The sequence below is a fragment of the Bradyrhizobium sp. Mp19 genome (assembly GCF_029952935.1).
Classification (GTDB): domain Bacteria; phylum Pseudomonadota; class Alphaproteobacteria; order Rhizobiales; family Xanthobacteraceae; genus Bradyrhizobium; species Bradyrhizobium elkanii.
In genome coordinates, this window is the sequence record NZ_JASAUT010000029.1 from 98,095 (window position 1) to 112,255 (window position 14,161).

Genomic DNA, 14,161 nt, shown 5'->3' on the forward strand with positions numbered 1-14,161 from the left:
GAGATTCCCCGATGCGCAATTGCGCATCTGAGGTTCGCGCTAAGGCGCGCCCCGGAATGACTTGCTTTCGCAAGTCAGTTCTTCAGCCGGTAGCCGGTTCTGAAGATCCACGCCACGATGGCCATGCAGGCGACCAGGAAGCCCACGGTCATGCCGAGGCTCAGCGGCACGCTGACATCGGCGATCTCGTAGAAGCTCCAGCGGAAGCCGGAAATCAGATAGACCACGGGATTGAGCAGGGTGATGGTGCGCCAGCCCGACGGCAGCATGTTCACCGAATAGAAGCTGCCGCCGAGGAAGGTCAGCGGCGTCACCACCAGCATCGGGATCATCTGCAGCTTTTCGAAGCCGTCGGCCCAGATGCCGATGATGAAACCGAACAGGCTGAAGGTGACCGCCGTCAGCACCAGGAAGGTCAGCATCCACACCGGGTGCTGGATATGCAAGGGGACGAAAAGCCCGGCCGTCGCCAGGATGATCAGGCCGAGGATGATCGACTTGGTGGCGGCGGCGCCGACATAGCCGATGACGATCTCGAAATAGGAGATCGGCGCCGACAGGATCTCGTAGATCGTGCCGACGAATTTCGGGAAGTAGATGCCGAACGAGGCGTTGGAGATGCTCTGCGTCAGCACCGACAGCATCACGAGCCCCGGCACGATGAAGGTACCGTAGCTGACGCCCTCGACCTCGGTGATGCGCGAGCCGATCGCGGCGCCGAACACCACAAAGTACAGCGAGGTCGACACCACCGGCGAGACGATGCTCTGCAGCAGCGTGCGCCAGGTGCGCGCCATTTCGAACAGGTAGATGGCCCGGATTGCGCGGTAGTTCATGGCGCCCTCACGAGGCTGACGAAGATGTCTTCGAGGGAGCTTTGTTTGGTATCGAGGTCCGAGATGCGGATGCCGGCATTGCGGAGATCGTTGAGCAGGCTGGTGATGCCGGTGCGGTCGCCTTTGGTATCGTAGTCGTAGGTCACGGTGCGGCCGTCGTCGGACAATTCGAGATTGTAGGCAGACAGAACATCGGGAATGGCCTCGAGCTTGTTCTGCAACTGCAGGGTCAGCTCCTTCTTGCCGAGCTTCTGCATCAAGGTCGCCTTGTCCTCGATCAGGATGATCTCGCCCTTGTTGATGACGCCGATGCGGTCGGCCATCTCCTCGGCTTCCTCGATGTAGTGCGTGGTCAGGATAATGGTGACGCCGGAAGCCTGCAGCGTGCGGACCACCTCCCACATGCCCTTGCGCAATTCGACGTCGACGCCGGCGGTGGGCTCGTCGAGGAACAGGATCTGCGGTTCGTGCGACAGCGCCTTGGCGATCATCACGCGGCGCTTCATGCCGCCGGACAGCGTGATGATCTTGTCGTCCTTCTTGTCCCACAGCGACAGGTCGCGCAGCACCTTCTCGATATGGGCGGGGTTCTTCGGCTTGCCGAACAGGCCGCGGCTGAAGCTGACGGTCGCCCACACCGACTCGAACGCGTCGGTGTGCAGTTCCTGTGGAACCAGCCCGATCATCGACCGCGCCGCGCGATAGTCGGCGATGATGTCGTGCCCGCCGATCGTGATGCGGCCCTCGCTCGGATTGGCGATGCCGCAGATGATGCTGATCAGCGTGGTCTTGCCGGCGCCGTTCGGCCCGAGCAGCGCGAAGATCTCGCCTTTGATGATATCGAGATTGATGCCCTTCAGCGCCTTGAAGCCGGAGCCATAGGTTTTCGAAAGATTGGATACGGAAATGATCGGCGACATGGAGGATCGAAAGCGTGAGGGAAGGGCGCGCGCGGACTGGGGCCCGGGCGGGCAAGATGCGGGTCAAGCGCAGATAGGGACGGACAATCCGTTCTGCAATCGCCCGCCAGGGCAGAAATTTATTCCGCGGCGTGCGCTCTGACGGGCAGTTCGACCAAGGCGACCATGTAGGTTTTCAGGTCGTCGGCGACTTCGGGGTCTGCCTTCAACTCGGTCAATGTCCGGGGACGGGGCAGTTCCTGTCCATCGTCCCTTAGGCCCTCGGCATAGAGCTCCAGCGCCTCAGGGGCATTGCGCAAAGCCTCGTCGATATCATTGCCCGCGGAAGTGCAGCCGGGCAGGTCCGGAAACCAGACGCCTACGGCGTAGTCCGGTCCGGCGTCCTCAATGATGGCAACGTAGTGAGCCAAGGTGTGCCTCAATCGGGTTTCCAGCCCGCTCCCCTATAAATGGCACGCACCAAGCCTTTTCCCAAGTCCTTCTTGGGGTGCGGAACGACCAGCGTTTCGCCCGATCGGGGGTTCTTGAAGACGTGGTGAGAACCGGCAACGCGGACGAGGCTCCATCCCTCTCGCTCCAGGCGCCGAATGATATCGCGACTGTTGGTCAACATGGCAATTCCGAGAACCAAGCAATCCGGACATGATGGTCCGAATCATACCGCGTTAAGTGAGCGGCATCAGGCTAGTGCTTCTTCGCTGACTTCGCCGGCTTCTTGGCGGCGGCCGCCGGGGCGGGGTGCGCGGGCGGCGCGCTGTCGGCGAGCTTCGCGACCAGCATGATCTGCACCTGGTTGTTGACCGGCGCGTTGGGCTTGGCGGGATCGAGCAACTGCTCTTCGCCGAGCCCGACCGATTGCAGGCGCTTCGGTGTGATCTTGAAGGTGTTGACCAGGATGTCGCGGATCGCGTCGGCACGCCGCTGGCTCAGCAGCACATTGTTCTCGCGCCGTCCGGTCGATTCGATGTGGCCGACGATCAGGAAGGTGTAGGGCAGCAGCGAGGAGTGCGTCAGCGCATCGGCGATCCGCCCGACGGTCTGATACGACTCCGGCAGCACGATCGGCGTGTCGACGTCGAACGCGATGTCGACGTTGAACGTCGGCAGCTTGGTCAAATCGGGGGCGATCGGCGGCCGCTTCGAGGGCGGCGGCTCGTTCTTCGATCGCGACTTCGATCGTTCGGCCACCTGCTGGCGCAGCGCGGGGACATCGATCTCGGCGTCTGTCTCGTAATGATTGAGCTTGGCGATGACGTCGTCGCGCGTGATGGCGGTCTGCGCACGCGCCGGCGCAATCGGCATCGCCAGCAAAGCCAGCGTGCCCAGCAGGGCCAAGAGGCCAGGATCGCGCAAGCCTCGCCTCGACAGCCGCATCATTGATACCCCGCGTCATTGATCGCCTGGGTGCAGTTGCGGCTGAGGCCCTTGGCGCTGACGAGGCAAGGCACCGACTTGCTGGTCTCCTTGGTCGAGCCGCCGCAGACCTTGACGATCTCGCGGGTGCAGGCATTCGCAACGGTGACGCGCGCCACGATCCGCTTCTGGATCGCATCGAGGGTGGAGAAGTAGCTCTCCTTGCACTGCGGCGATATCACGTCGCGGTTGCGCGACAGGCATTCCTTGAGGCGGTTTGAGTCGAGGTTGACGCCGCGGCAGTTGGCGGTGATGTCTGCGCCGCAGGCCTTGGCCAGTTGCGCTGCAGAATCGCCAAAGCTCATCGTCTCCGCGACCGCCAGCGACGGCGCGGTGAGCGCGATGACAAAAAGGAAAAACCTCCCCCGGACCATGGGGCCATCTCAACCCATGAAATCAACTGGGGTCAAGGGCTACCAACAGAGAAGACCGTCAAAGAAGGTCGCTATTTCACACCCGTTGCACAAAGCTGTCGACCACCTTCTTCTCGCCGGCCTTTTCGAAGGCGATGGTCAGCTTGTTGCCGTCGATCTTCACCACATGGCCGTAGCCGAATTTCTGGTGAAACACCCGGTCATCCAGCGAAAAATCCGACGTCGTGCCGGTGGACTTCGCCACCAGCTCGCCCTCGATTACCATCGGGCCGCGTTTGGTGCGATTGAAGCTTTCGGAGGAGGTATCGCCCCGCGAACCCGAAAAGGACGATTGCCGCTCCTCGAAGCCGCTGCCGCCGCGGCCCCCGCCGCCGCGGTTGCGGTTGGCCTGGGCACGCTGCCAGCCCGGGGTCGAATAGCTCGAGCCGAATGATTCGAGGTTGTCGAAGCGCGAGGCGCCATACCCGCCGCTGCCGCCCCAGCCTGATCCGCCCTTGGATTCGGTGATCTCGACATTGTGCGCCGGCAGCTCGTCGAGGAAGCGCGAGGGGATCGTGGTCGACCAGGTGCCATGGATGCGGCGGTTGGTGGCGAAGTAGATCTTGGCGCGGCGGCGCGCCCGGGTCAGCCCGACATGGGCGAGGCGGCGCTCCTCCTCGAGCCCGGCGCGGCCCTGTTCGTCCAGCGTGCGCTGGCTCGGAAACAGGCCTTCCTCCCAGCCCGGCAGGAACACGTTGTCGAATTCCAGGCCCTTCGCCGAATGCAGCGTCATCAGCGACACCGCCTCGTCGCCGGCCTCGCCGTCGCGGTCCATCACCAGCGAGATATGTTCGAGAAACCCTTGCAGGTTCTCGAATTCCTCCATCGAACGCACCAGCTCCTTGAGGTTCTCCAGCCGGCCGGCGGCATCAGCCGAGCGGTCCTTCTGCCACATCTCGGTGTAGCCGCTCTCGTCGAGCACGATCTCGGCGAGCTCGGTATGCGAGGTGACCTCGCGCTGGGCGCGCCAGCGGTGGAACTGCATGACGAGATCGCGCAAGGAGCCGCGCGCCTTCGGCTTCAGCTCGTCGGTCTCGACCACGGCGCGCGCCGCCTCGAACAGCGGAATGCGGCGTTTGCGGGCATGGTCGTGCAGCAGCTGCACGGTGGCGTCGCCGAGCCCCCGCTTGGGCACATTGACGATGCGCTCGAAGGCGAGATCGTCGGCCGGCGAATTGATGGTGCGTAAGTAGGCCAGCGCATCGCGGATTTCGGCGCGCTCGTAGAATCTGGGGCCGCCGATCACGCGGTAGGGCAGGCCGAGCGTGACGAAGCGGTCCTCGAATTCGCGCATCTGGAACGAGGCGCGCACCAGAATGGCGACGTCGTTGAGGTTTTCACCCGCGCGCTGCAGCTCCTCGAGCTCCTCGCCGATCGCACGCGCTTCCTCCTCCGAATCCCAAGAGCCGGTGACGGTGACCTTCTCGCCGTCGACATCCTCGGTGCGCAGCGTCTTGCCGAGCCGGCCTTCATTATGCGCGATCAGATGCGAGGCCGCGGCCAGGATATGGCCGGTGGAGCGGTAATTACGCTCGAGGCGGATGACCTTGGCGCCGGGGAAATCGTGCTCGAAGCGCAGGATGTTGTCGACCTCGGCGCCGCGCCATCCGTAGATCGACTGGTCGTCGTCGCCGACGCAGCAGATATTCTTGAGCTGCGTTGCGATTGCCGCATTCTCCGTCATTCCGGGATGCGCCGCAGGCGCAGACCCGGAATCTCGAGCTGAGTCGTCATCTGCATCAGATTCCGGGTTCACGCCTTCGGCGCGCCCCGGAATGACGGGAGCGTCGGTTGCTCCCGGAATAATGTCGGACAGCGCGCGGCCCGGCCGCGACGGTGCCTGCGACAGCAGGCGCAGCCACAGATACTGCGCGACGTTGGTGTCCTGATATTCGTCGACCAGGATGAACTTGAAGCGGCTCTGGTACTGCCGCAGCACGTCTGGATTTTCGCGGAACAGCCTGATGTTCTCGAGCAGCAGGTCGCCGAAATCGGCCGCGTTGAGGATCTTCAACCGCTCCTGATAGGTCGCGTAGATCTTGCCGCCCTTGCCGTTGCCGAACGAGGCGGCTTCGCCCGCCGGCACCTGCGATGGCGACAGGCCGCGATTCTTCCAGCCATCGATCAGGCCGGCCAGCATCCGCGCCGGCCAGCGCTTGTCGTCGATGTTCTCGGCCTGCAGCAATTGCTTCAACAGCCGCACCTGGTCGTCGACGTCGAGCACCGTGAAGTTGGATTTCAGCTGCGCCAGCTCGGCATGGATGCGCAGGATGCGGCCGCCGATCGAGTGGAAGGTGCCGAGCCACGGCATGCCCTCGACCGCCTGGCCGAGCATCTGCCCGAGCCGCAGCTTCATCTCGCGCGCCGCCTTGTTGGTGAAGGTCACCGACAGGATCTCGTGCGGCCGCGCGCGGCCCTGGCTCAGGATATGCGCGATGCGCGTGGTCAGCACGCGCGTCTTGCCGGTGCCGGCGCCGGCAAGCACCAGCACGGGGCCGTCGAGCGTCTCGACCGCCTCGCGCTGCTCCGGATTGAGGCCGCTCAGATATTGCGGACCGGCCGCCGCCCGCGCACGCGCGGCGATGCCGCCAGCCGCCGGCTGGTGCTCGGGAACGCCGTGATGGGGCAATTTGCTCGGCTCGGTCATTGGCGAATCGTCTCGGCCCCACGATGGCACCGCAGGATGGTGAAGGGGAGCCTTCTTAACAGGGATTGAAGGCCATATAGGGCCTGATCGGCCGTTTTGACAGGTTTTATCGCGATCGACAGGAACGCTTTCGCCGGCAGCCCACCATCAATGCTGGTTCCGGAAATCAACGAAAATTTCGCGGTTTCACGCTCAGGAACCCGCGTTTCCCGGCCGGATTGTTTCAACAGGTGCGCGCCGGACGAAGGTCCGCGCCCGAGAAACAGCAAGGAAACGAAGCGGAGTTTTGATCATGCTGAGCTGGGTCGTCACGTTCCTGGTCATCGCCCTGATCGCGGGCATTTTGGGCTTTGGCGGCATCGCCGGCGCCTCCGTCGAAATCGCAAAGGCGATCTTCTTCATCGCCGTCATCCTGTTTCTGGTGTCGGCGGTGGTTGGATTGGTGCGCGGCCGCACAAGGGTCTAGCGAGGCCGCGAACCGGCGGCCGCTTCGCTTGAAAACGGCAAGTTATTTCGCCGAGGGCATCGCCACGTTGCGGCCGATGCCCTCGGGACGTGGTCCACCCGCATAGCTGTCGACGATCGCGCGAGCGCGGGCGCGGATATCGGGCGGAAACGGCGCCACCTTGCGCGCCTCCATGTCGATGTGCAGCGTGAGGTTTTCCGAGGTCGCGGAGAGCCAGCCCTCGGTGGCATGGCGCAGCTCCTCGAACGTGTGCAGCCGCTTCTCGTCGGCGCCGAGCAGGTGAACGTGGACTTGCACGGGATCGCCGAGATGAATTTCCCTGAGATAGCGGACGTGGCACTCGGCGGTGAAGGTCGAGCAGTGCCGCGCCTTCATGTAGGCCGGCCCGATGCCGAGCTGCAGCCACATCTCGTCGATGGCGCGGTCGAACATCACGTTGTAGTAGGCCATGTTGAGATGGCCGTTGTAGTCGATCCATTGCGGCTCGATCTGCATCACCGAGGATCTGAACGGGGCCGGCGGAAGCGGCATCTCGCTCGTGGCAGTCACTGAAGTCATGATCCATCCCCGGTTTGCTGGCGTTCGAGCATGAGCTTTTCTGTGACTCCGGCGTCCACTTTTTCAAGTCAGGCTCTCTTGACCCCTTATACAAGCTTTGCCACGGTCGGCTAAAGGTGGGAGGAAATTTGACGTGGCGACAACGATTTCGAGCACTGTGACGCGACCTGAGCCGCAGGCCCTGAAGCGCGCGATCGACGCGCTCGCGGCGCGGTTCGGCAACCGGCTCGTCACGTCGCAGGCGGTGCGCGAACAGCACGCCCATACCACCACATGGCTGCCGACCCAGCCGCCGGATGCGGTCGTGATGGCGCAGGAGACCGCCGACATCCAGGACGTGGTGCGAATCTGCGCCGCCAATCGCGTGCCGGTCATCGCCTTCGGCACCGGAACCTCGCTCGAGGGGCAGGTCAACGCGCCCGCGGGCGGCATCTGCATCGATCTGCGCGACATGAACAAGGTGCTCGAGGTGCATGCCGAGGACCTCGACTGCGTGATCCAGCCCGGTGTGACGCGGAAGGCGCTCAACGAGCATCTGCGCGACCAGGGCCTGTTCTTTCCGATCGATCCCGGCGCCGATGCCTCGCTCGGCGGCATGACCTCGACCCGCGCCTCCGGCACCAATGCGGTGCGCTACGGCACCATGCGCGAGAACGTGCTGGCGCTGAAGGTCGTGCGCGGCGACGGCGAGATCATCACGACAGGGACGCGGGCCAAGAAGTCGTCGGCCGGTTACGACCTGACGCATCTGTTCGTCGGCGCCGAAGGCACGCTCGGCATCATCTCCGAACTGACCATCCGCCTGCGCGGCATTCCCGACACGATCGCGGCGGCGGCCTGTTCGTTCGAGACGGTGCGTGGCGCCTGCCAGGCCACGATCCTCGCGATCCAGACCGGCATTCCGGTCGCCCGGATCGAGCTGCTCAATGCCGCGCAGGTGAAAGCCTGCAACAGCTATTCGAAGCTGTCGCTGCCGGAGACGCCGCTGCTGCTGCTGGAATTCCACGGCAGCGAGGTCGAAGTCGCCGAGCAGTCGAAGAATTTCCGCGACATCGCCGCCGAATGCGGCGGCGGCGACTTCACCTGGACCACCAAGCCGGAAGACCGCACCAAGCTGTGGCAGGCCCGGCACGACGCCTACTGGTCCGTCAAGGCGCTGCGCCCCGGCGACAGCATCGGCGTGGTCGCGACCGACGTCTGCGTGCCGATCTCGCGGCTTGCCGACTGCGTCGCCGAGACCGAGGAGGATCTGACGCGGCTCAATCTGCTGTCGCCGATCGTCGGTCATGTGGGCGACGGCAATTTCCACTGCTCGCTGCTCTGCGACGTCGACAACAAGGACGAGATGGCGCGCGGCGAGGAGTTCATGCACCGCCTGGTCGAGCGCGCCCAGGCCATGGGCGGCACCTGCACGGGCGAGCACGGCATCGGGCAGGGCAAGCAGAAGTATTTGCAGGCCGAGCTTGGCCCCGAGGCGCTCGACGCGATGCGGGCGCTGAAGCATGCGCTCGACCCGCAAAACATCTTCAATCCCGGAAAGATCGTCCCGGCCGCCTGAGGCGTCGTCACGCCGCGCAGGGTCCGCCAACGTCCGCCCGGCGCGCGTCGTGCGTGGAACTTTTCCGCCCGCCCGGCGTCTCTCTTGTGTTGCCGCGATGTGTGCGGTGCGCGGAAGGAGAACGCCGTGATCGGACGGGCAATCGGAATTGCGATCGTGGTCCTTGCGATGGCGCTGTCGGGCGATGCGATCGCCCGAGGCGGCGGCGGGCACGGTGGCGGCCATGGCGGAGGACATGGTGGCGGCCATGGGCATGGTGGTGGCCACGGGCACGGCGGTGGCCATGGACGTGGCGGGCATGGCTTCGGCCACATGCATTTTGGCGGCGGCCATCATGGCGGGTTCGGCCGCTCGCGCGCGATCTCGCGATCAGGCTTCGCCGGCCACGGCGCCTTCGCATCGCGCGGGGGCGGCAATTTCGGCCGGATGCGCAATGCCGCGATCGCACCAGGCCATATGCGCAATACGTTCAACTCGCTGTCGCGCAGCGGCGCATTGCGCAACGGCCGGCTGTTGAGCAACCCGGCGGCGCGCGCGCAGATCGCCGCGGCCGCGGCGCTCGCCGGCTGGCACGGCGGGGCGGTGGCGAACGGATGGTGGCAGCATCCCGGCGGCGGCTATGGCTGGGTCGGCCCGCTGTTCTGGCCGTTCGCGTACAATGACATCTACGACTACGCGATCTGGGGCGACGACATCGGATTCTGGGGCTACGGCTATCCGGACATCTATGCCGGCATCTTCGGGCCTTATGGTTATGACGATCTCAGGGGCTATCTGCCGGAGCGCCGGACGGGCCGCCGTTACCGCGGCGGCGGGCGCATCGAGCAGATGTGCGGCAGTGACAGCCGTTCGGTCGCCGGCCTGCCGGTGGATCAGATCGCGGATACGGTGCAGCCGACCGAAGCGCAATCGGCGGCGCTCGGCGAACTCGGCAGCGCGTCGCTCGCGGCTGCCCAGGTCATTCGCGCGGCATGTCCTGCGCAGGTGGTGTTGACGGCGCCGAACCGCCTCGCCGCCATGCAGCAGCGGATCGAAGCGATGGTCACTGCGGTCGGAATCGTGAAGCCTCCGCTCGAAAAATTCTACGGCCTGCTCGATGACGAGCAGAAAGCGCGGCTCAACGCGCTCGCCGAAAACCAGCGCAAGGAAGCCGCGGCCCGCGATCCGAGCGCGACGGTCGCCCAGAGCTGCGGCGCCGCACAGCCTGCGATGCAGGAATGGCCGACCGGCGAGATCGAGGCGCGGCTGCAGCTGAGCGACACCCAGCGCGGTGCGCTTCAGGTGCTGCAGGACGCCAGCGCCGACGCCGCGCGGAAGCTGAAGGCCGCGTGCCAGACCAACGAGGCGATGACCCCGCCCGCGCGTCTTGCCTTCGTTGCCAAGCGGCTCGACGTCATGCTGCAGGCGGTCAAGGATGTCCGCGCCGCGCTTGAGAATTTCTATGCCACGCTCAGCGATGAGCAAAAGGCGCAGTTCGAGGCGATCGGGCCGAAACGATCTGCGTAGAGTGTTGTCGGTTCGCGTGAAAACGCGGCAAGCGAGAGTCCCGCAGCCTCGGCTCTGACGCAATCAGAACCGAAATGGGCTTTATTCCATGAATTCGACATCGATTCGCGCGGGGATCGGCGGCCGGTGTGGCCGCCGGGCCATAGTGTGCGCCTCTTGCTCGGCACGGAGTGGACTCCGCGGTTCACAGGTTGCGCCAAGGCCAGCTATGCTTGCCGTGCTTTTTTCAAGGTGCGGCGATGTGGTGGTTCAACAAGGCGGGGCGCAAGGATATCTGGGACGATCCCGTCGAGCGTCCGCTCGGCGACATCGAGGCTGCGCAGCGGATCCGTGCGATCTGCCGCGATGCCGCCGGCTGTGCCGAGGCGGTCGGCTCGCCCGACAAACGTTCACCGAACAAACAGCAGATCGAGCGTGATCGCTACGAGCGTGCCGCCAAGGTCGCGATGGAGACCGCGATGAAGATCTCCGACGAGCTGGTGCGGGATTCCGCGGTGCGCGAGATCGTCGGTCTCTGCATGAAGGCCAATAACATCAAGACAGGGCGGGCCCTGTTTCGTGCCATCCACGCCGGCTCGATCAAGGCGGAAGTTTTGAGGGAGCATCCGACGCTCGAGGGTGAGCAGGCCTGAGGCCGTTCGGTCGAGACGAGTGCCCGTAGCCCGGATGGAGCGCAAGCGAAATCCGGGACGGTTCATCGACGCACGAGAAAATCCCGGATTGCGCGTCGCTTCATCCGGGCTACGCAGCTGAGTCGCCCTAAATTTGTAGCTCCGTCATTGCGAGGAGCGATAATGACGAAGCAATCCCTGCTTCCGCATACGCCACACGATGGATTGCTTCGCGTTGCTCGCAATGACGGAGGATAGTACGTAGCCCGCATGAGCGAAGCGATATGCGGGAACGGTTTCCCGGGTATCGCTTCGCTCACCCGGGCTACGGATTGATCCCATCAATCTCTACGTCTGCCCGCCGAGCGTGCGGACTGCTTCGTCGACGCTGCGGAAGACGTGGTCTCGCGGCAACACCTCGTAGAGACCGAAGCGCTCGAAGGCGTCCTGCGCGCGCTCGGATTCGAGCCGCGCCACCGCCACCGTCACGCCGTCATCGCGGCATTCGCGGAACAGGTCGCGCAGCGCCTGCGCCGCAGTGAAATCGATCTCGATCATGCCGCTGGCCTCGATCACCAGCAGCCGCGGCCTGGGTGTCGCCGCGCTGATGGTCTTGAGCACGCCGCTGTGGAAGCTTTCCGCGTTGAGGAACGACAGCGGGGCCTGCAGGCCGACGACGGCAATGCCGGGCGTGCGCTCGCCTGTGACGTGCGGGCCTGTCGGCCACCAGATCGTGGTGCCGGGCACATGGACGAATTCGGCAAGCTGGCCGCGCGTGGTGGTCCAGATGCCGTGCAGCAGCGACAAGGCGATGCCGACGGCGACGCCTTGCTCGATCGGCAGCACGATGATCGCGGCTGCGGTCGCCACCACCAGCAGGAATTCATAGAATGACTGACGGAAGATCGCGACGATTTGCTTCACGCGAATGATGCGCAGTGCCACGAACAGCAGAACCCCGCCGAGTGCCGCATCGGGCACGTGCTGCAACAGCGTCGCGCCGAACGCGAGCAGCGCGAGCACGATGGCCGCGGCAATCAGCCCCGAAAGCTGCGTACGTCCGCCGGTCTCCGACACGATGCCGGTGCGCGGCGGACTGGCGTTGACGGGAAAGGCGCCGAACAGCCCGGACAGCAGGCTGCCGGCACCGGCACCGAGGAAGTCGCGATCGACGTCGGCCGGCTTGTCCGGATCGGACAGGAACGAGCGCGTCGTCGCCGCGGTCTGCACCATGACGACAACCGCGATCAGGATCGCCAGCGACAACAGTTTGACCCATCGCTCCGGCGCAATGTCCGGAAACGATGGCGTCGGCAGCGTTCCGGGCACGGTGCCGACCACCTTGACGCCCTTGCTTTCGAGATGGCCGGCGATCACGGCGACGGTGGCCACGACAAGGCCGATCAGCGCGCCGGGAATGCGCGCGCTGATCTTCTCCGATCCGGCGACCAGCGCCAGCACGCCGAGGCCGATCGCCAGCGTGTAGAGATTGGTTTGGCCGATCTTTTCAGTGAGCACCCCGAGCTTGTAGAGCGTCGGCCCGTCCGGGGTGGTCAGGCCGAGCACGCCGGGCAATTGCGAGACCAGGATGTGGACCGAGATGCCGGCAAGGAAGCCGACCGTCACCGGCGTCGACAGCAAATTGGCGATCCAGCCGAGCTTGAACAGGCTGCCGGCGATCATGATCGCGCCGACCATCAGCGCCAGCGCCATCGCGAGCGCCTGATAGTCTGGCGAGCCGGCGGTCGCCATCAGCGCGAGGCCGCCGGCGAAGATCGGCGTGATCGTGGAGTCGGCGCCGCACGACAGGAAGCGGTTGGCGCCGAACATCGCAAAGCCGATCGAGCCGGCCATGAAGGCAAAGAAGCCGATCTGCGGCGAGAAGCCACCGAGCCGCGCGGTCGCCATCTGCTCCGGGATCGCGATCGCGGCGAGCGTCAGCCCGGCGATCAGATCACCCGGCAGGTCGCTTGGCCGGAACGACTGCAGCGAACTGAAGATCGGCCAGCTGGCGCGCGTCTGACGATCCTGGCCCATCGGGGTCCCATGAGTATTGCGGCGATTCCGCAATAGTCCGACATCGCGCGGCCAAAAGCCAGCGGACGGCAGCCTGCGTTGGCGCGAAGGCCTAGCCGATATTTTGCAGCGCCGGGAAGGTTTCCAGCAGCCAGACGCTGACGCTGGACACTGCGCCGGTCAGGAAGCCGATGCCGGTGACCACCATCAGCACGCCCATCACCCGTTCGACGGTGTCGAGATGGCGCTTCATCCGCGCGAACAGCGAGGAGAACTGCTTGACCATGAAGGCCGCAAGCAGGAACGGGATGCCGAGCCCGGCGGAATAGACCGCGAGCAGGCCGGCGCCTTTTGTCACCGTGGCCTCGGCGGCCGCGATCGAGAGGATCGCCGCCAGGATCGGCCCAATGCATGGCGTCCAGCCGAAGGCGAAGGCCAGGCCCATGACATAGGCGCCCCACAGCCCGACCGGCTTGGGCGCGGTCAGCCGTCCCTCGCGCATCAGCAGGCCGATCCGGGTCACGCCGAGGAAGTGCAGGCCCATGATGATGATGACGATGCCGGCCAGGATCGAGAACTCGGCCGACCAGGCGCGCACCAGCCCGCCGACGAAGGACGCGCTGGCGCCGAGCGCGACGAACACGGTGGAGAAGCCCAGCACGAACATCAGCGCCGCCGTCATCACCGCGCGCTTGGAGGCCGCGGTGGCGCCGTCCTGGTTGACCTGCTCGATGGTCGCGCCGGTCAAATAGATCAGATAGGGCGGCACCAGCGGCAGCACGCAGGGCGACAGGAAGCTGACCAGACCGGCGATCAGGGCCGCCGGGATCGAGACGTCGTGCATCAATGAAACCTTCGCAGATAGCGCTCCTGTCTTGGCGTCTACGCGGCCAACAATCCAGAAGTTTCGTCGTCGCAGCCTTCAACTATGGTCACAGGGTCGTGTGCGGGGGCGGGTGCGCTCACGCATCGCGAGGAATGCCGGTGAGGTGAGCATGCCGCGCGGCTCCCTCCCCGCAAGGGGAGGGAACCCTTCCGGCGGTGCCTCGCTCACGCGTCAGTCACTGATGCGGATTCTTGACCGCAAGCGGCACCACACATTCGCTGTCGTCCCGGCCTAGTGCGCAATTACGCACGGGGGGCCGGCAACTGTTATGTTGGTTTGGTCTGCAGGTAGGGCTTTCGGTCTCGCATCATGGCATTGAGGACCGTCAGCA

General features: G+C 65.0%; 14 protein-coding genes. 4 read left to right on the forward strand and 10 right to left on the reverse strand.

What is annotated here, in order from left to right; all coding sequences use genetic code 11:
* Positions 1-74 precede the first annotated feature (74 nt).
* From QJT82_RS27725 to QJT82_RS27755, 7 genes are all read right to left on the reverse strand, one after another.
* Positions 75-836 carry an ABC transporter permease gene (locus QJT82_RS27725; protein ID WP_028342160.1) on the reverse strand — a complete coding sequence of 254 codons (762 nt, stop codon included), beginning with the start codon at positions 834-836 and terminating at the stop codon, positions 75-77.
* A complete protein-coding gene (locus QJT82_RS27730; protein WP_028342159.1) occupies positions 833-1,756 on the reverse strand; it encodes an ABC transporter ATP-binding protein in 924 nt (307 codons plus the stop codon). The genes QJT82_RS27725 and QJT82_RS27730 overlap by 4 nt, the downstream gene beginning before the upstream one ends.
* A 119-nt stretch (positions 1,757-1,875) precedes the next feature.
* Positions 1,876-2,166, reverse strand: coding sequence for a type II toxin-antitoxin system HicB family antitoxin (locus tag QJT82_RS27735; protein WP_028342158.1), 291 nt, complete (start codon positions 2,164-2,166; stop codon positions 1,876-1,878).
* An 8-nt stretch (positions 2,167-2,174) separates the two neighbouring features.
* Entirely contained in the window at positions 2,175-2,369 is a 195-nt protein-coding gene (locus QJT82_RS27740; protein ID WP_028342157.1) for a type II toxin-antitoxin system HicA family toxin, read from the reverse strand.
* A 71-nt stretch (positions 2,370-2,440) separates the two neighbouring features.
* The gene (locus QJT82_RS27745) at positions 2,441-3,058 is read right to left on the reverse strand and encodes an OmpA family protein (RefSeq protein ID WP_245288794.1); all 618 of its coding nucleotides are present in this window, start codon (positions 3,056-3,058) and stop codon (positions 2,441-2,443) included.
* Between the two features lie 71 nt (positions 3,059-3,129).
* Positions 3,130-3,543: a hypothetical protein gene (locus QJT82_RS27750; RefSeq protein ID WP_028342155.1), complete on the reverse strand. Its 414-nt coding sequence runs from the start codon at positions 3,541-3,543 to the stop codon at positions 3,130-3,132.
* A gap of 76 nt (positions 3,544-3,619) precedes the next feature.
* On the reverse strand, positions 3,620-6,229 hold the full coding sequence (locus tag QJT82_RS27755) for a UvrD-helicase domain-containing protein (RefSeq protein ID WP_028342154.1): 2,610 nt from the start codon (positions 6,227-6,229) through the stop codon (positions 3,620-3,622).
* Positions 6,230-6,521: 292 nt separating this feature from the next.
* Between QJT82_RS27755 and QJT82_RS27760 the strand changes: the two genes are divergently transcribed.
* On the forward strand, positions 6,522-6,695 hold the full coding sequence (locus QJT82_RS27760; protein ID WP_016846258.1) for a DUF1328 domain-containing protein: 174 nt from the start codon (positions 6,522-6,524) through the stop codon (positions 6,693-6,695).
* A gap of 42 nt (positions 6,696-6,737) precedes the next feature.
* On the opposite strand, the gene QJT82_RS27765 is transcribed toward QJT82_RS27760, so the two are convergent.
* Positions 6,738-7,253 (reverse strand): thioesterase family protein, encoded by a 516-nt coding sequence (locus tag QJT82_RS27765; RefSeq protein WP_245288792.1) that lies wholly within the window; start codon positions 7,251-7,253, stop codon positions 6,738-6,740.
* A 133-nt stretch (positions 7,254-7,386) separates the two neighbouring features.
* Here QJT82_RS27765 and QJT82_RS27770 point away from each other — a divergent pair, with 133 nt between their 5' ends.
* The 3 genes from QJT82_RS27770 to QJT82_RS27780 all read left to right on the forward strand — a co-directional run bounded on the left by QJT82_RS27770 (position 7,387) and on the right by QJT82_RS27780 (position 10,949).
* Positions 7,387-8,811: an FAD-linked oxidase C-terminal domain-containing protein gene (locus QJT82_RS27770; RefSeq protein WP_028342152.1), complete on the forward strand. Its 1,425-nt coding sequence runs from the start codon at positions 7,387-7,389 to the stop codon at positions 8,809-8,811.
* Between the two features lie 126 nt (positions 8,812-8,937).
* Entirely contained in the window at positions 8,938-10,317 is a 1,380-nt protein-coding gene (locus QJT82_RS27775) for a Spy/CpxP family protein refolding chaperone (RefSeq protein WP_028342151.1), read from the forward strand.
* A gap of 239 nt (positions 10,318-10,556) precedes the next feature.
* The gene (locus QJT82_RS27780; RefSeq protein WP_028342150.1) at positions 10,557-10,949 is read left to right on the forward strand and encodes a hypothetical protein; all 393 of its coding nucleotides are present in this window, start codon (positions 10,557-10,559) and stop codon (positions 10,947-10,949) included.
* 327 nt (positions 10,950-11,276) lie between these two features.
* On the opposite strand, the gene QJT82_RS27785 is transcribed toward QJT82_RS27780, so the two are convergent.
* On the reverse strand, positions 11,277-12,965 hold the full coding sequence (locus QJT82_RS27785) for a SulP family inorganic anion transporter (protein ID WP_028342149.1): 1,689 nt from the start codon (positions 12,963-12,965) through the stop codon (positions 11,277-11,279).
* A 91-nt stretch (positions 12,966-13,056) separates the two neighbouring features.
* Complete coding sequence (locus QJT82_RS27790; protein ID WP_155258603.1) at positions 13,057-13,788, reverse strand: cytochrome c biogenesis protein CcdA; 732 nt, start codon at positions 13,786-13,788, stop codon at positions 13,057-13,059.
* Positions 13,789-14,161: the final 373 nt, after the last annotated feature.